Annotated in this window: 13 protein-coding genes; 10 read left to right on the forward strand and 3 right to left on the reverse strand. The window is 63.7% G+C overall.

All coding sequences use genetic code 11. The features are described 5' to 3' along the window. Positions 1 to 374 precede the first annotated feature (374 nt). The 3 genes from FJ960_RS09600 (at position 375) to FJ960_RS09610 (ending at position 3,137) form a co-directional block, all read left to right on the forward strand. Positions 375 to 1,358 carry an ABC transporter substrate-binding protein gene (locus FJ960_RS09600; protein ID WP_140713442.1) on the forward strand — a complete coding sequence of 328 codons (984 nt, stop codon included), beginning with the start codon at positions 375 to 377 and terminating at the stop codon, positions 1,356 to 1,358. Positions 1,359 to 1,452: 94 nt separating this feature from the next. After that, positions 1,453 to 2,256, forward strand: a complete 804-nt coding sequence (locus FJ960_RS09605) for an ABC transporter permease (protein ID WP_140504664.1) — start codon at positions 1,453 to 1,455, stop codon at positions 2,254 to 2,256. A 122-nt stretch (positions 2,257 to 2,378) separates the two neighbouring features. Then, a complete protein-coding gene (locus tag FJ960_RS09610; protein ID WP_210241538.1) occupies positions 2,379 to 3,137 on the forward strand; it encodes an ABC transporter ATP-binding protein in 759 nt (252 codons plus the stop codon). Between the two features lie 114 nt (positions 3,138 to 3,251). On the opposite strand, the gene FJ960_RS09615 is transcribed toward FJ960_RS09610, so the two are convergent. Next, complete coding sequence (locus FJ960_RS09615; RefSeq protein ID WP_140713444.1) at positions 3,252 to 4,871, reverse strand: GMC family oxidoreductase N-terminal domain-containing protein; 1,620 nt, start codon at positions 4,869 to 4,871, stop codon at positions 3,252 to 3,254. Positions 4,872 to 5,258: 387 nt separating this feature from the next. On the opposite strand from FJ960_RS09615, the gene FJ960_RS09620 reads away from it, so the two are divergent. From FJ960_RS09620 to FJ960_RS09640, 5 genes are read left to right on the forward strand one after another with little or no spacing between them, the layout of a single operon-like run. Then, on the forward strand, positions 5,259 to 6,533 hold the full coding sequence (locus FJ960_RS09620; protein ID WP_140713597.1) for an NAD(P)/FAD-dependent oxidoreductase: 1,275 nt from the start codon (positions 5,259 to 5,261) through the stop codon (positions 6,531 to 6,533). A gap of 44 nt (positions 6,534 to 6,577) precedes the next feature. After that, a complete protein-coding gene (locus FJ960_RS09625) occupies positions 6,578 to 7,042 on the forward strand; it encodes a RidA family protein (RefSeq protein ID WP_140713446.1) in 465 nt (154 codons plus the stop codon). A gap of 5 nt (positions 7,043 to 7,047) precedes the next feature. Further along, positions 7,048 to 7,722 carry a DUF1028 domain-containing protein gene (locus FJ960_RS09630; protein ID WP_140713448.1) on the forward strand — a complete coding sequence of 225 codons (675 nt, stop codon included), beginning with the start codon at positions 7,048 to 7,050 and terminating at the stop codon, positions 7,720 to 7,722. A 21-nt stretch (positions 7,723 to 7,743) separates the two neighbouring features. Continuing rightward, positions 7,744 to 9,252 carry an aldehyde dehydrogenase gene (locus FJ960_RS09635; protein WP_140713450.1) on the forward strand — a complete coding sequence of 503 codons (1,509 nt, stop codon included), beginning with the start codon at positions 7,744 to 7,746 and terminating at the stop codon, positions 9,250 to 9,252. A gap of 31 nt (positions 9,253 to 9,283) precedes the next feature. Beyond that, complete coding sequence (locus tag FJ960_RS09640) at positions 9,284 to 10,219, forward strand: LysR family transcriptional regulator (RefSeq protein ID WP_140504654.1); 936 nt, start codon at positions 9,284 to 9,286, stop codon at positions 10,217 to 10,219. Between the two features lie 15 nt (positions 10,220 to 10,234). On the opposite strand, the gene argE is transcribed toward FJ960_RS09640, so the two are convergent. Beyond that, a complete protein-coding gene (gene argE, locus FJ960_RS09645) occupies positions 10,235 to 11,395 on the reverse strand; it encodes an acetylornithine deacetylase (RefSeq protein ID WP_140713452.1) in 1,161 nt (386 codons plus the stop codon). 223 nt (positions 11,396 to 11,618) lie between these two features. Between argE and FJ960_RS09650 the strand changes: the two genes are divergently transcribed. Then, positions 11,619 to 13,688 carry an NAD(P)-binding protein gene (locus FJ960_RS09650; protein ID WP_140713454.1) on the forward strand — a complete coding sequence of 690 codons (2,070 nt, stop codon included), beginning with the start codon at positions 11,619 to 11,621 and terminating at the stop codon, positions 13,686 to 13,688. A 250-nt stretch (positions 13,689 to 13,938) separates the two neighbouring features. On the opposite strand, the gene FJ960_RS09655 is transcribed toward FJ960_RS09650, so the two are convergent. Continuing rightward, positions 13,939 to 15,261, reverse strand: a complete 1,323-nt coding sequence (locus tag FJ960_RS09655; RefSeq protein WP_140713455.1) for an MFS transporter — start codon at positions 15,259 to 15,261, stop codon at positions 13,939 to 13,941. Positions 15,262 to 15,467: 206 nt separating this feature from the next. On the opposite strand from FJ960_RS09655, the gene cyoA reads away from it, so the two are divergent. Further along, positions 15,468 to 16,649 (forward strand): ubiquinol oxidase subunit II, encoded by a 1,182-nt coding sequence (gene cyoA, locus FJ960_RS09660; RefSeq protein ID WP_140713457.1) that lies wholly within the window; start codon positions 15,468 to 15,470, stop codon positions 16,647 to 16,649. Positions 16,650 to 16,654 lie beyond the last annotated feature (5 nt).

Consider the following 16,654-nt stretch of genomic DNA (forward strand, 5'->3'; position numbering starts at 1 on the left):
GGCAGCAAAACGCCGGCCGCCGGCGTCGGTTCCTGTCCTTTTGCAGGAGCGAGTTCCCGCACGGGACGCTCGTCGGTTCCGAGCGCCATGGCATCGAGGCCGCTTCCGTTGACGGAGCCGGCGGAAATAGACCGGCAAGAGGGGCCAGAACCAGGCAGCCGATTGGGTATCGACCGCGCTTCGGTTTCGACGAAGCAATGGGCAGAAAAAGACTTCTTTTTGCGATCCGGCCCGAATGCTCTCTTGCGGACCTTAGAACACGCAAGGCTCGCTTGGGAGGCGACGCCCAAACAAGAGCGGCTGCCAAAACAAGAGCCGGCATACGCCGCTAGAATGAGGCCGATGCCGGCAACAGCCATAGGGGAACCACAACAATGAAGACATTTCGAAACTGCCTGATGAGCGCGGTCGGCGCAGGCTTGCTGGGCCTGGGGCTCGCCGCTCCTGCCAACGCCGGCGCCATCCGTCTTGGCATGACGACCTGGGTGGGCTACGGGCCGCTGTTTCTTGCCCGCGACCTTGGTTACTTCAAGGAGGCCGGCGTCGATGTCGACCTGAAGGTCATAGAAGAATCAGCTCTTTACATGGCGGCGGTCGCCGGTGGTGATCTCGATGGCGCCGCCTCCACGGTCGACGAGCTGATGAAGTACCGCTCGGACGATCTCTGTTTCAAATACGTCCTGGCGCTCGACGACAGCCACGGCGGTGATGGTGTCGTCACGCAGCCCGACATCAAGTCGCTCAAGGATCTGAAGGGTCAGCAGGTGGCCTTGAACGAGGGCTCCGTTTCCGAATTCTGGTTCAATGTGCTCTTGAAAAAAGAAGGCATGACCGAGGACGACGTCACCATCACCAACATGACCGCCGATGACGCGGCGACCGCCTTCATCGCCGGCCAGGTTCCCGCCGCCGTGACCTGGGAGCCGCATCTCACCGAAGTCCGCAAGGGCGGCAAGGGAAAGGTGCTGATCGATTCGACGACCACCCCTGGCCTGATCGTGGATGTGATCGCCCTCAAATGCGATCTCATCGAAAAGCATCCCGAGGACGTAAAGGCCCTCGTCAAGGGCTATTACAAGGCGGTCGAGTACATAAAGACCAATCCGGAAAAAGCCTATGAGATCATGGCCAAGGGCATTGGCGGCTATCTTGAAAAGCCCGAGGATTTCGCGGCCGGCGCCAAGGGCGTGCGCTATTATGACCGCGACCGTAACCTGGAATTCTTCGGCACGCCGCAGAAGAGCGAGGCGTCCGAACTGGTGAACTTCGCGCAGGACATCTGGGGCAAGGCCGGCAAGCTCAAGATGACGATCGACGCGAAAACCATCCTCGACACCGATTTCATCAGGGAACAGTGAGCCTTCGAGAAACCGGGGTCGGTCCGCCTGGACCGCCCCCGATTTCCCGGCAGGCCCGAGCTTCGCGCTTCAGAACATCAACGGAGGCCATCCCATGGCACAAAGGCGGACGGCGTGGACACGCCTGACGACCCCATTCGCCAACATTCCAGCCAGCACGGCAACAACACTCGCGCTGGTGATGTGGGTGGTCGTGATCGGCGGCTGGGCCCTGCTGTCCTATGGCCGCGTCGTGCCGAACATGTTCCTGCCGACGCCTGGAACCGTGCTGCAGACGACCTATCGCATGTCTCTGGACGGCAGCCTTTTTTACCACACCTTGACCAGTGCCAAGGTGGTGATCCTGGGCTTCATCGTCTCCTCGCTGATCTCGGTGCCGCTGGGATTGTGGATGGGGACATACCGGGTGGTGCAAGCGCCCCTGGAGCCGTTGGTCAATTTCATCCGCTACCTGCCCGTGACCTCCTTCGTGCCCCTGTTCATCCTTTGGATCGGCATCGGGATCGAACAGCGCATAGCGGTCATATTCTTCGGCACCTTTTTCCAGCAGCTGGTGATGATTTCCGACTGTGCGCGCAGTGTGTCCAGGGACCTGGTCAACGCATCCTACACTCTGGGCACCAAGCGCAGCGAAGCCGTGTGGCACGTCATTTTCCCGGCCGCGCTTCCAGCCATCCTCGACACGCTTCGCGTCACCATGGGCTGGGCCTGGACCTATCTGGTCGTGGCCGAGCTCGTCGCCGCGTCCAGCGGTCTCGGTTATATCAGCCTGAAGGCGATGCGAGGCTTCCAGGTCGATGTGATTTTCATGGCGATCGCCGCGATTGGGCTTCTGGGCCTTGTCACCGACACGGCGTTCCGCATTATCCGGGCGAGGGTCGCGCCATGGGCATCCTGATGTTGAACGCAACCTCGCAAACCGCGGTCGGATCAAGGGTAGCAATGAGCGAGACCATCAAGGCGAATGATCTGGCCGGCTCGGCCGCGACGACCGGCGATCCGCGCTCGACCGGCACGACGATGTCAATCGAGGACGTGACATTGCGTTACGGCGACGCCAACGGCGTGCTGGCACTGGACGATGTGTCGCTGAAGGTGGCCAAGAACGAATTCTGTGTGATCGTCGGCCCTTCGGGATGCGGCAAATCCAGCCTGCTCTACCTTGCGGCCGGCCTCAATGACGCGACTTCGGGCAGCATCAAGGTCGATGGCCGCGAAGTGATCGAACCCGGTCCCGACAGAGGCATGGTGTTCCAGAGCTACACCTTGTTTCCCTGGCTCACGGTGCGTGCCAACATCGAATATGGGCCCAAGCGCAAGGGCCTGCCGGCGGGGCGGCGCAAGCAGATCGTCGACCAGTATCTAGACGAAGTCGGCCTCGCGCCCTTTGCCGACCACTACCCCGCCCAGCTTTCCGGCGGCATGAAGCAACGCGTCGCGATCGCACGCGCCCTTGCCAACGATCCGGCCGTTCTGTTGATGGACGAGCCCTTCGGCGCTCTCGACAGCCAGACGCGCGGCACCATGCAGAAACTGCTTTTGCGCGTCTGGGAGCGGCAGCAAAAGACGGTGCTGTTCGTTACCCACGATATTGACGAGGCGCTCGTCCTGGGCGATCGCGTCTTGGTGATGACGGCCAGGCCCGGCAAGATCAAGGCCGAGATCAAGGTCGACATCCCCAGGCCGCGCTCTATGGACGTGATCCTCGAACCCGAGTTCATCGCGCTCAAGCGGCGCATCCTTGGCCTTTTGCACGACGAGATCGACGAGGATCATTGATGCACGTCGCCCAAACGCATGCCCACGGGCTCGACCCGAGGGTCTGCGGCGGTTTTTGGGAAAACAGCGTGCTACCAAACGTCGAGCGGACCCATTCGAAAGGCGGGGCGGACCCTACCTTTCGCCGTGATGCGCCGAGCCCAGGATCATCTCCGAGGCCTTCTGTCCGATCATCATGCTTGGCGCATTCGTGTTGCCGCCGATCAGCTTCGGCATGACTGACGCATCCGCGACCCGGAGCCCAGCCACGCCTCGCACTTTCAGCGTCGCCGGATCGACGACCGCCATCGCGTCCGTCCCCATCTTGCAGGTCCCGACGGGGTGGTAGACGGTCAACGCTTCGGCGCGCAGATAAGCGAGGATCTCGTCGTCGCTGCGGATATTCTTGCCCGGAAGCATTTCCTTTCCACGCACCGGATCGAACTCGGATGCGGCGAGGATCTTGCGCGCGATCTTGATGCCTTCGACAAGCACCATGGCGTCGTGTTCATCGGCGAAGAAGCGGTGGTCGATGAGAACATCGCGGCGAGAACTGTCCCGTGACAATCTGATCTCACCCACGCTTTTCGGTCTGAGCACGCAGGTATGAATGGCGTAGCCGTGGCCATATTCGATGAGCCTGCCGCGATGGCTGCGATAGCCCGGCACGAAGTGGAACTGAATGTCGGGCAGGCCGTTCGCATGCCTGGTTCTCGCAAAGCCACCGCCCTCAACATAATTGGTGGTGAGCATCCCCTTTCGCCGCGCGAAATACTGGAAGGGCGCTGCCATGATGCGGGGCAGGTTGGCAAGCGACAGGCCGAGCGTCCTGGTGCTCCTGGAGCGCACGGTGATCATGCCGTCGACATGGTCCTGCAGGTTCTTGCCGACACCCGGCAGGTTGAGAACCGGCGTGATGCCGATTTGCCGCAGCTCGTCCGCGGGGCCGATGCCGGACGCCATCAGGATCTTGGGCGAGTTGATGGCCCCGGCGCATAGTACGATCTCGCGGCTGGCCGCGAATATTTTTTGCGGGCCATCATGGCGCACGCGCAGTCCAGTCGCGCGCCCTTCGGCGATGACAACGTCGATCACCTCGCATGCGCTGAGCAGCGTCAGGTTCCTGCGATCGAGGACCGGACGCATGAAAGCGGTGAAGCTGCTGAAGCGCTCGCCCCGATTCTGCGTGACGTTGTAGATCCCGACGCCGAACTGGCTCTCTGCATTGAAGTCTTCGTTGGCGGGCAGGCCGGCACGTTCGCCAGCCCTGACGAATATCCCGGAGAGCACGTTCGGATCACGCGGATTGTCGACCATAAGCTCGCCGTCCGTGCCGTGATAGCGCGGGTCCTGGGCGATTAGGTTGCGCTCCAGCTTCCTGAACACAGGCAGCACGTCGCTGTAGGCCCAGCCGGCGCAGCCGAGCGCTGCCCATTCGTCATAGTCCTCCGCGGCGCCGCGAATATAGACCATCGAGTTGATCGAACTCGATCCGCCCAGCGTCTTGCCCCGGTTGACCGGAATGCTGCGGTTGTTGAGATGGGGCTGCGGCACGCCGACGAAACAATAGTCGTAATTCGGGTTGCCATAGAGCGACAGAATGCCTGCCGGCACCCTTACCCGCGGGCTGTTATCACTGCCGCCGGCCTCTATCAGGCACACCCTGACCGATGGATCGGCGCTCAGCCGATTGGCCACCACGCAGCCCGCCGACCCCGCGCCGACGACGATGTAATCATAGCTCTCGGTCTTCATGCCAGCCCCTCGAGGATGCCGGCGCTCGAGGCATTGCCGAACGGGCCGCTGCGGTAGCGCATCCTGTTCCGCAACCAGTTCCGTGCCGACACATGCCCGGCTTCGCCCGCCACATCGTGCGGCGCTGCGGGTCCGACCGCTGAAACTGTAGATGCGTCTATCGGCGTGAGAAATTCGGAAATGGTTACGCGTGACTTCGGAGATTCGTTATGGGCGCCCACCGGCACGTGCTGCTACTTGTGAGCGCCAATAACGAGATGACCGGATGACACGCGGCCTGTCTGGAACACGGTGAAATGGATCACCCGGGGCTGCATCCGCCAGCCGCCGGAAATCGGTTTCATCCCGTGCGGCGGGAGCTGTCGAATGGTCAGAAGAGGACTGGGCATGTCGGTTGAGACGATAGACACGCTTGTCGTTGGCGGCGGCCAGGCGGGGGTGGCCATGAGCGAGCACCTGAGCAAGTGCGGAGTGCCTCATCTCGTCCTCGAACGTGGCCGCATCGCCGAGCGCTGGCGCACGCAGCGATGGGACTCCCTGGTTGCCAACGGCCCGGCCTGGCACGATCGCTTCCCGGGCATGGAGTTTCCGCGGACGGCCCCCGACGGCTTTCCCTCCAAGGACGAGGTCGCCGACTATTTTGTCGCTTACGCCAAGCAGATCGATGCGCCGATCCGCAGCGGCGTGGAAGTCAAACTCGTGCAAAGAAATGTCGGTCGGCCCGGCTTCCGCGTCGAGACGTCCGATGGCGTGATCGACGCCAACAGCGTCGTTGCCGCCACCGGACCGTTCCAGATCCCCGTCATTCCGCCTGTTGTCCCTGAGGAGGCTGGCATCCTGCAAATCCATTCCAGCGCGTACCGCAATCCGGCGAAATTGCCAAAGGGCGGTGTGCTGGTGGTCGGAGCGGGATCATCGGGCGTGCAGATCGCGGACGAGCTCCAGCGCGCGGGAAGGCGCGTCTATCTTTCGGTCGGCCCGCATGACCGCCCGCCGCGGGCCTATCGCGGGCGCGACTTCTGTTGGTGGCTGGGCGTTCTCGGCAAATGGGACCTCGAAACCCCAGGACCCGGCACGGAACATGTCACGATCGCGGTGAGCGGCGCGCGCGGCGGTGAAACGATCGATTTCCGCCGGCTGGCGGCGCAGGGGCTTACCTTGGTCGGCATGACTAGGACCTACCAGGACGGGCTGATGAGCTTCGCGCCTGATCTTGCGAAAAACGTCGCTCGCGGCGACGCCAGCCTGATGTCACTGCTGGATGAAGCCGACGCCTATGTCGCGCGCAACGGTCTGGACCTTCCGGAAGAGCCCGCTGCCCGCCGGGTCGAACCGGATCCGGAATGCATGACCAATCCGATCGGCGAACTGCACCTGGCCAAGGCCGGGATAGCGGCGATCATCTGGGCGACGGGCTTTGCCGCCGACTATAGCTGGCTGAAGGTCGACGCCTTTGACGAGAAGGGCCGGCCCAGGCACCACCGCGGCGTCTCGATCGAGCCAGGAATCTATTTCCTGGGGCTGCCCTGGCAGTCGCGAAGAGGTTCCAGCTTCATCTGGGGCGTATGGCACGACGCCAAGCACGTGGCCGACCGCATTTCGACGCAGCGCAAATATCTGGCCTACCATGCCGCCGCGAAGCGCGAGGCCGTGGACGCCTGACCAAAGCCGACGACAGCTGCGAGCCCGACCTGATGGAGACCAACATGGCGCATACGCGAATTCGCACCTTCAATACCAAGGATACCTATCCCGAGCAGAAGCTCGACAACGATCTGTGCCAGGCGGTCATCACGCGGGGCGGCCGCACGATTTATCTGCGCGGCCAGTGTCCGCAGGATCTCGACACCGCCAACACCATCGAGAGCCACGATCCGGTCGATCAGACCCACAAGGTCATGCAGAACATCAAGCAGCTCATCGAGGAATGCGGCGGGACGATGGAGCATCTGGTGAAGGTGGTGATCTACCTGACTGATGTGCGCCATCGCGAAGCCGTCTACCGGACGATGGGCGAATACATCAAAGGCGTGCATCCGGTTTCGACCGGCCTCGTCGTGTCGGCCCTGGCGCGGCCGGAATGGCTGGTCGAGATCGACGGCACGGCCGTAATTCCGGATGATGACACAGCCATCATCCGGAATGATGGCGCAACCATCAGCCCGGACTGAGCGCCATGACCTTCTCCATCGTCGCACGGTGCCGGCGCACCGGCATGTTCGGAGTGGCGGTATCCTCGTCATCTCCGGCGGTGGCGGCCCGCTGCGCCTATGCGCAGGCGGGCGTCGGGGCGGTTGCCAGCCAGAACGTCACGGACCCGGCGCTCGGGCCACGAGCGCTGGAGCTGATGGCGCGGGGCGCCTCCGCCACTGAGGCCGTCGCGATCCTGAAGCGTACGGCCGCTTTCAGCGAATACCGGCAGGTTCTGGCGGTCGACGCGGCCGGCGGCAGCGCAATCCATTCGGGGCCGAAAGCGCTCGGCATCTGGGCCGAGGCGCGCGGCGAGGACGTCGCCTGCGGCGGCAACCTGCTTGCCAGCGATAGGGTTCCGCAAGCCATGGTGGATGCCTTTCTCGCCTCCGAAGGCGACATCGGTGACCGGCTAATCGCCACCATGCGAGCGGCGCTCGAGGCCGGCGGCGAGGCGGGACCTGTCCGCTCCGCCGGCATGAAACTGGTGCGCAATGTCTCATGGCCCGTCGCCGACCTGCGTTGCGACTGGAGCGAGGAGTGTCCGATCGAGCAGCTGGCGACGCTGTGGGATATCTACAAGCCCCAGCTTGATGACTATGTCACGCGCGCCCTCAATCCGTCTGGCGCGCCGAGCTACGGCGTTCCCGGTGACGAGTAGTCCCGACAATCTGGAGCCAGCATGAGCGAACTCAGTCATAAGGATTGGATCGCCAAGGCGTCGGCGATCCGTTTTCGCGACGGAGCTTTCATCGACGGCAAGACGATGCCCGCGCGCTCAGGCCGAACATTCACCAGCATCAATCCGGCTACGGGAGCAACGCTCGCCGAGGTGGCCTCCTGCGGCGAAGAGGACATCGACCTTGCCGTCGCTGCGGCGCGCCGCAGCTTCGAAGCCGGCGTCTGGTCGCGAGCGAGCCCCCAGCATCGCAAGCAAGTGCTGCTGCGGCTGGCGGAATTGCTGCGCGAGCACCTGCAGGAACTGGCGCTGCTGGAATCGCTGGATATGGGCAAGCTTGTCAAGGACGCCGCGACCATCGACGTGCCGGGATCGGCGGCGATCTTCCAGTGGTATGCAGAAGCGATAGACAAGATCTATGACGAGGTGGCGCCGACGGGCCGGGGTGACCTCGCTTTGGTACGGCGGGAGCCGCTTGGGGTCGTGGGCGCCGTCGTGCCGTGGAACTTTCCGCTCGACATGGCGACCTGGAAATGCGCGCCCGCGCTGGCCGCGGGCAATTCGGTGGTGCTGAAACCCGCCGAGCAATCGCCTTTCTCGGCGCTCAGGCTGGCCGAGCTCGCCATGGAGGCGGGCTTGCCGGCGGGCGTCTTGAATGTGGTGCCCGGCCTCGGCGAGACGGCCGGCCAGGCACTTGGCCGCCATAGGGACGTGGATTGCCTTGCCTTCACCGGATCGACCGCTGTCGGCAAGATGTTCCTGCAATATTCCGGCCAATCGAACATGAAGCAGGTCTGGCTGGAGACCGGTGGCAAGAGCCCCAATCTGGTGTTCGCCGATTGCGGCGATCTGGATGCGGCCGCCGACATGGCCGCCTTCGGCATCTTCTTCAACCAGGGGCAGGTATGCTCGGCCAATTCCCGGCTTCTGGTGGAGCGCGGCATCAAGGATGCGCTGGTCGAGAAACTGGTGCGGCGGGCAGCGGCGACCCAGCCCGGCGATCCGCTCGACCCAGCATCCAGGATGGGTGCGATGGTGGACGCGCGCCACGCCGCGACCGTCATGCGTTTCATCGATGGCGGCAAGAAGTCGGCACGGCTGGTGACTGGTGGCGACCGGGTCGCCGTCGACGGGCGCGGCAGTTTTGTGCAGCCCACGATCTTCGATGACGTCTCGCCCGACGACCCGCTTGCCCGCGACGACATATTCGGTCCGGTCCTGTCGGTGATCGCCTTCGACACCGAAGACGAAGCGCTTCGCATCGCCAACGACAGCGTCTACGGCTTGGCCGCATCGCTGTGGACCGACAGCCTGTCGCGGGCGCATCGCCTCGCGGAAAGACTGCGCGTGGGCACGGTTTCCGTGAATACTGTCGATGCGCTGAGCCCGATGACTCCCTTTGGCGGTTTCAAGCAGTCCGGCTTCGGACGCGACCTGTCGCGGCATGCGCTCGACAAATACACCGCGCTGAAGACCACCTGGATCAAGTATAGAGAAGCGGCCGCGACTTGATCACCGGCTGCAAACCGGCAACATAGCCACCATGCCGCTCCGCTTCACGCTCAGACAACTTGAATATTTCGTCGCCGTTGGCGAAGCGGGTTCGATCGCCAAGGCGGCCGAGCAGGTGAATGTCTCGCCGCCGTCGATCTCGGCGTCGATCGCTCAGCTCGAAGCCGAGTTCGGCGTCCAGCTTTTCGTGCGCAAGCATTCGCATGCGCTGGCGCTGACGGCAGGCGGGCGCCTGTTCCTCAAGGAAGCCGCGCGCCTGCTCAACGACGCGGACGCGCTGCACGACATTGCCGGCGATATCGCCGAAAAGGTGCGCGGACCGCTGGCGATCGGCTGCCTGCTCACTTTCGCGCAGATCGTGCTGCCGGCGCTGCGCAAGAAATTCGAGGATGCCTATCCCGATGTGCGCGTCCGGCAATTCGAGCGCAACCAGGGGCAACTGTTCGAGATGCTGCAGCGTGGCGAGATAGATGCCGCGCTGACCTACGATCTGGAACTGTCGCAGGACATGACCTTCGAGCCGCTGATGCAGTTGCCGGCCTATGTGATGTTGCCGGCCGCGCATCGCCTGGCGGCGAGGGCAGGCATCACGCCCGAGGAGCTGGTCGATGAGCCGATGGTGCTGCTTGATCTGCCCTACAGCAGGGAATATTTCCTGTCGGCTTTCCAGCCCAGGGGCCTGCGGCCCAAGATCGTCGAGCGCACCGGCGACATCGCCGTGATGCGCTCGATGGTCGCTAACGGCTTCGGCTACGGCATCGCCAATATGCGGCCGCTCAACACCATGTCGCCGGACGGCAAATTGCTTGTCTTCGTGCCTCTGCTGGGGGACCTCAGGCCGCTCACGATAGGAATTGCCTTGCCGAACGCAGATCATCGCACGCTGACGGTACAGGCGTTCATCGACCACTGTCGTCGCTTCGTCGTCGAGCAGGGCGTCTTCGGAACCGAACGCATCGTGAAGTAAGGGCTGCCGTGCGGATCACGACGGCCAGCCGTCCGTGAGCCGTTCGAGCAATCTGTCCAGCATCCCGTCGCAACGCCGCAGCTGTTCGACGCTGACAAATTCATCCGGCTTGTGTCCCTGCGCCATTGAGCCAGGTCCGCAGACGACGGCAGGCGTGCCGAGATCGCGGCTGAACAATCCGCCTTCCGTGCCGAACGCGACTTTCATCGTGTCATTGGCGCCGGTCAACGATTTGACGAAGGCCACCGCCTCCGATGCGGCCGGCGTGTCGAGGCCCGGATAGGTGTTGGTGATCTCGATTTCGATTGCGGCCTCGGCCGCGATCGAAACGGCGTCCTCAGCAATGCGTGCCGCGGCGTCGCGCAGCCTGTCCAGAATGCCGGCGGCATCGTCGGCGGCAATGTTGCGGATCTCGAAATCGACCTGACAGAGGTTGGGCACGATGTTGAGCGCGACGCCGGCATCGATCTTGCCGACATGAACCGTCGTGTAGGGGATGTCGTAGTCCCCGTCGCGGGCGCCGTCGCGGGCCAATCGTTCCTGTTCGTCACGCAAGGAACGCACGAAATCGCAGCCGAGGTGGATGGCATTGAGCGCCAGTGGGGCGAGCGCCGAATGGCCTTCGCGTCCCCTGCAGACGGCGCGAGCGGCAAGCTTGCCCTTGTGCCCGGTCGCCACCTGCATGTTGGTCGGCTCGCCGACGATGCACAGCCGCGGGCGTTGCGGCGCCGCGCTCAGCATTTCGATCAGGTCGCGCACGCCCAGGCAGCCGACCTCCTCGTCATAGGAGAGCGCCAGATGCAACGGCGTCCGAAGCGCCATCTTGGAAGCCCTGATGCAGGCGGCGAGCGCGGAGGCCACAAAACCCTTCATGTCCGCCGCGCCGCGTCCGTAAAGCTTGCCGTCGCGCTCGGTCATTTCGAAAGGCGGCAGCGTCCAGTTCTGGCCGTCGATGGGGACGACATCGGTGTGGCCGGACAGCATGACACCGGGCCTGTCGGCCGGGCCGATGGTGGCAAAGAGGTTGGCCTTGTGCCCGTCCGCGCTGTGGACGATCTGGCAGGCAACGCCGCTCGCCTCGAGCAAGTCGGCCGCATAGCCGATCAGGTCGAGGTTGGAGTCGCGGCTCACCGTCGGGAAAGCGATCAGCCGTTCGAAGATCCTGATAGTGTCCATTTTCTGTCTCTCTGTAGGGTCCTGGCTGTCTAGCATCATGCCGCCGATGCTCTGAAGTCGCATTTCGCTCAGCCCCGGTTCAACACAGACTAATCCGCCCCAGTGCCGCGATTAGGCGCGTCCTAATCGGCACAGAAGAAATCCGTAGTTTTCCCGCGCCGGCTCCAATTTATGAGTAGTTTCGGCAGCACCGGGAGTGCCGAGCCGGCCCGGAGGAAACACCATGCGCGACCCACGCTACGACATCCTGTTCGAGCCGATGAAGATAGGCCCGGTGACGGCCAAGAACCGCTTCTATCAGGTTCCGCACTGCAATGGCGGCGGCTATCGCGATCCGTCCGCCGCGGCAGAGATGCGCCGCGTCAAGTCCGAAGGGGGCTGGGGTGTCATCTTCACCGAGCAGACGGAAATGCACCACACTTCCGAGATCACGCCCTTCATCGAACTGCGGCTATGGGATGACGCCGACATTCCGGCTTTGGCTAAGATGGCCCGGGCCATGCACGAGCACGGCGCGTTGGCTGGCATCCAGCTCGCCTATTCCGGGATCAACGGTCCCAACCTCTACAGCAAGGAGGTGCCGCGCGGCCCATCGGCGTTGCCGATCCGCACCTTCACCAACGATCCGGTTCAGGCGCGCGCCATGGACAAGCAGGATATTCGCGATTTGCGCCGCTGGCACCGCAATGCCTTCAAACGTGCGAAGCAGGCGGGTTTCGACCTGGTATGCCTCTATGGCGCGCACGGCTTCGGCATCATCCAGCATTTCCTGTCAACCGCCACCAACCAGCGCGTCGACGAATATGGCGGCTCGCTGGAAAACCGTTCGCGGCTGATGCGCGAGCTGATCGAAGAAGGGCGCGACGCGATCGGCGACACGTGCGGCCTGACGCTCAGGCTGTCGCTGGACGAGATGATCGGCGAACTCGGCTTCGCCAATTCGGAAGTCCGCGACATAATCGAGATGCATGCCGAACTGCCCGACCTGTGGGATCTCGCGCATGGCGCCTGGGAGGATTGCTCGGGCCCGTCGCGTTTCAAGGACGAGGCGGCGCAGGAAAGCCTGGTGTCGGGCATCAAGAAGCTCACCTCGAAGCCGGTCGTCGGCGTCGGCCGCTTCACTTCGCCTGACGTGATGGTCAGGATGATCAGGTCGGGAACGCTCGACTTCATCGGCTGCGCCCGTCCGTCGATCGCCGATCCCTTCCTGCCGAAGAAGGTCGAGGAGGGCCGCATCGAGGACATCCGCGAATGTATCGGCTGCAACATCTGCATCACCGGCGACATGACCATGTCGATCTCGCGCTGCACGCAGAACCCGACCTTCATGGAGGAATGGCGCAAGGGCTGGCATCCGGAGCGCATGCAGGCCAAGGGCGACAGCGACAGCGTGCTGATCGTCGGCGCCGGGCCTGCCGGACTGGAGGCTGCCCGTGCGCTTGGCCTGCGCGGCTATAAAGTGGCCATCGCGGAAGCCGGCACCGAACTCGGCGGGCGTGTGGCGCGCGAAAGCAAACTTCCAGGCCTGTCGGCCTGGGGCAGGGTGCGCGACTATCGGCAGTATCAGCTCGGCCAGATGCCTGATGTCGACATCTATTTCGAAAGCCGGCTGGCGGCGGATGACATCCTGTCCTTCGGCTTCCAGAACATCGCCATCGCCACCGGATCGACCTGGCGCCGTGATGGCGTCGCGCGTGCCCATGTCGTGCCGATGCCGATCGACGCCGCGATGCCGGTCCTTACGCCCGACGATCTGATGGCCGGCAAGGTTCCAGATGGCAACGTCGTGCTGTTCGATGACGACCACTATTACATGGGCGGCGTTCTCGCCGAGCTGATGGCGCGTCGGGGAACGAAGGTGACCTTGGTGACGCCATCGGCCTATGTCTCGGACTGGACCCGCAACACGCTGGAGCAAGGGGCCATTCACCGCCGCCTGGCTGAACTCGGGGTCGATATCGTGCTCAACAGGACCGCCACGAGTATCGCTTCGGGCGGTGTCGTGACGGCTTGCGTCTACACCGGCGCGAAACAGGATCTGACGGCCGATGCCGTCGTACTTGTCACGTCGCGCAATCAGGACGACGCCGTTTGGCGCAACCTCAAGGCCCGGGAAAGCGAGTGGGCCGACGCCGGCATCCGTTCGGTCAAGGTCATCGGCGATGCCGAAGCACCGGGACCCATCGCCTGGGCAACCTATGCCGGCCATCGCTTCGCTCGCGAGCTGGACGAACCCGACATCGGCGACGCCTTGCCGTTTCGGCGGGAAGTCGCCGCACTGGCGGCGGAATAGGCGGAATAGAACGCCAGGGGCGCGGCAGATCAGACCGCCCTGGCCCCCTTCCAACTCGACATGGAGGAGCGTGACGGCGCCGGGTATTCGGCGAGCCTTCCTATGGCTGCCGCGATCCTGTTCCTGTGCTCCGACGCCGCGAGCTTCGTCTAGGGCGCGGCGCTCGACGTCGATGGCGGTTCGATGTTCCGCTGACCGGCAGGGCAGCGGCTCCGGCGATGCTCGCTGACCCTTCTCGCCATTTATAGTGTCAATCGACCGGACGGTCCGCGGCCGAACGCCGTCTATCAATCCACAAGGCAAGCAAGGTGCAGGCCGCGCCCGAGAGCAGGTAGGCGCCCGCCGCGATGAGGCCGAAATTGCCGGCCAGCAGCAGAGCTGCGAGCGGCGCGAAGCCGGCGCCGAACATCCACGCGAGATCCGAGGTTATCGCCGAGCCGGTATAGCGATGGTGTCGCGAAAAGCTCGATGCGACGACGCCTGACGACTGCCCGAAGCTCAACCCCAGCAGGATGAAGCCCAGCACCATGAACAGGATCTCGCCAACGGTACCGCCATCCAGAAGCTGCGGGGCAAAGCCGCTGAACGTCGCGATGGCGATCGCCGAACCGCCGAGCAGCGCACGGCGTCCGACACGATCGGCAAGTGGGCCCGACGCGACGATGGCGGCGATGCCGAACAGCGCGCTCACCGCCTCGATCGCCAGGAAGCGTGCCGGTCCCTCATTGGTGAACAGGAATACCCAGGAGAGCGGAAACACCGTCACCATGTGGAACAGGGCAAAGCTCGCCAGCGGCGCGAATGCGCCGACGACGACGTTGCGGCCTTCGGCCCTGATCGTGTCCCTTATGCGCGTCGGCTGCAGGTCGCCGCTCTCGTACAGTTTCGAGAATTCGGGCGTCACCACAATGCGCAGCCTGGCGAACAGGGCCACGACATTGATGGCGAAGGCGACGAAGAAGGGATAGCGCCAGCCCCAGGCAAGGAAGTCGTCGGCCGACAGATTGGCCACGAAGAAGGCGAAGAGGGCGCTGGCCACGATGAGGCCGATCGGCGCGCCCAGTTGCGGGATCATGGCGTAGAAGCCGCGCCGGTTCCGCGGCGCGTTCAGCGCCAGCAGCGAGGGCAGGCCGTCCCACGTCCCGCCAAGCGCCACGCCCTGCCCGATGCGGGCCAGCGCCAGAAGCCAGATCGCAAGCACGCCGATATCGCCATAGGCGGGAAGGAACGCGATGGCGACGGTCGAGGTACCGAGCAGGAACAGCGCGATCGTCAGTTTCGCACCGCGACCGTAGGCGCGGTCGACGGCCATGAATAGAACGGAACCGAATGGACGGGCGATGAAGGCCAGCGCGAAGATGGCGAAGGAGTACAGCGTTCCGACGAGCGGATCATGCGTTGGAAACACCAGCTTGGGGAACACGATGACGGACGCGATCGCATAGACGAAAAAATCGAAGAATTCCGACGTCCTGCCGACGATCACGCCGACCGCGATATCGCCCGCGCTGACCTGGCCGTGGTCCGAGCCGATCAGCCCGCTGTCTGTTTCGCCAGTCGAAGTATGAGCCATCTTGTCCGTCGTCACCGCGTGGAATGAAATATTTGGGGCCCAACTGCGGCAATCCCATTGTGCGCTGCACACTGTGCCAGACCCACCCCGGCTGGGCATTGGACAAATTGTCCAATGTCACCACGCCGCCGCCGGCAGTAGCCCTTGATCGATACCGCACTGCAACATCCCAACGCGTTGCGGCGGTCTATCGAGGGCAGCGTCTGATGAAACGATTTGGAGCCTTGCTTCTGCTTCTCCTGGCCGGGCTGTTGAGCGGCTGCGATATGGTCGTGCTCGCGCCGGCGGGCGATGTCGCGGCCCAGCAGCGCGACCTGCTGGTGGTCTCGACCCTGCTGATGCTGGTCATAATCGTGCCGGTCATGGCGCTGACTGTCTTTTTCGCCTGGCGCTACCGGCAATCCAACGCCTCGGCGACCTATGCGCCGGACTGGGATCATTCGACGAAACTGGAACTGGTGATCTGGGCAGCCCCTCTGCTGATCATCATATGCCTTGGCGCGCTGACCTGGCTCGGCGCCCACCTGCTCGACCCATACCGCCGGATCGACCGGATCGAAGCCGGCCAGCCCGTTACCCAGCTTCACAAGCCGCTCAGGGTCGAGGTCGTGGCGCTCGACTGGAAATGGCTGTTCATCTATCCGGATTACGGCATCGCCGCCGTCAACGAGCTGGCGGCGCCGGTCAACCAGCCGATCGATTTCCGCATCACCTCGTCGGCGGTGATGAATTCCTTCTACATTCCAGCCCTTGCCGGCCAGATCTATGCCATGCCGGGCATGGAGACGAAGCTGCACGCCGTCATCAACCGGCAGGGCACCTATAGCGGTTTCTCCGCCAACTACAGCGGCGCCGGCTTTTCGGGCATGCGCTTCGCCTTCCACGGCCTGTCCGACCAGGCCTTCGACCAGTGGGTGGCACAGACCAGGACCGCGTCGGCGGCGCTTAACCGCGACAGTTACCTCGAACTCGAAAAGCCGAGCGAGAACGAACCGGTCCGGCACTACGCGTCCGTCGATCCCGCCCTTTATGGCGCCATCCTCAATCTATGCGTCGAGCGCGGCAAGATGTGCATGAACGAGATGATGTCGATCGACGCCAAGGGTGGTCTCGGTCTTGGGGGTGCGCGCAACACCTTGCCGCTGCAATACGACAAGCTCGCCCGGCGCGGCGCGGTGTTCGGAAACGATCCCTCTTATGTCGCCAGCATCTGCACGGCGGAAGAGGCCGCTGCCGTCTCGCGCGCCTCCCGCGATTCCTGGCCGACCTATTGGCCGGCGAAGAACCTGTCCCCGCTTCGCGGGGCGGGACTGCTCCGGCCAGGGACAGACAGCCGTAGCGCCGAGGCGGATACGCCCACCGTCGGCCTGCTGCGGCGTGAATTGTGAGAGAC

The organism is Mesorhizobium sp. B2-3-11 (genome assembly GCF_006442215.1).
GTDB lineage: Bacteria > Pseudomonadota > Alphaproteobacteria > Rhizobiales > Rhizobiaceae > Mesorhizobium > Mesorhizobium salmacidum.

Bases quoted from the DNA above. Each gene is read 5' to 3' on its own strand.
- FJ960_RS09600 (WP_140713442.1), top strand. From the start codon at position 375: ATGAAGACATTTCGAAACTGCCTGATGAGCGCGGTCGGCGCAGGCTTG.
- FJ960_RS09605 (WP_140504664.1), top strand. From the start codon at position 1,453: ATGGCACAAAGGCGGACGGCGTGGACACGCCTGACGACCCCATTCGCC.
- FJ960_RS09610 (WP_210241538.1), top strand. From the start codon at position 2,379: ATGTCAATCGAGGACGTGACATTGCGTTACGGCGACGCCAACGGCGTG.
- FJ960_RS09615 (WP_140713444.1), bottom strand. From the start codon at position 4,871: ATGAAGACCGAGAGCTATGATTACATCGTCGTCGGCGCGGGGTCGGCG.
- FJ960_RS09620 (WP_140713597.1), top strand. From the start codon at position 5,259: ATGTCGGTTGAGACGATAGACACGCTTGTCGTTGGCGGCGGCCAGGCG.
- FJ960_RS09625 (WP_140713446.1), top strand. From the start codon at position 6,578: ATGGCGCATACGCGAATTCGCACCTTCAATACCAAGGATACCTATCCC.
- FJ960_RS09630 (WP_140713448.1), top strand. From the start codon at position 7,048: ATGACCTTCTCCATCGTCGCACGGTGCCGGCGCACCGGCATGTTCGGA.
- FJ960_RS09635 (WP_140713450.1), top strand. From the start codon at position 7,744: ATGAGCGAACTCAGTCATAAGGATTGGATCGCCAAGGCGTCGGCGATC.
- FJ960_RS09640 (WP_140504654.1), top strand. From the start codon at position 9,284: ATGCCGCTCCGCTTCACGCTCAGACAACTTGAATATTTCGTCGCCGTT.
- argE (WP_140713452.1), bottom strand. From the start codon at position 11,395: ATGGACACTATCAGGATCTTCGAACGGCTGATCGCTTTCCCGACGGTG.
- FJ960_RS09650 (WP_140713454.1), top strand. From the start codon at position 11,619: ATGCGCGACCCACGCTACGACATCCTGTTCGAGCCGATGAAGATAGGC.
- FJ960_RS09655 (WP_140713455.1), bottom strand. From the start codon at position 15,261: ATGGCTCATACTTCGACTGGCGAAACAGACAGCGGGCTGATCGGCTCG.
- cyoA (WP_140713457.1), top strand. From the start codon at position 15,468: ATGAAACGATTTGGAGCCTTGCTTCTGCTTCTCCTGGCCGGGCTGTTG.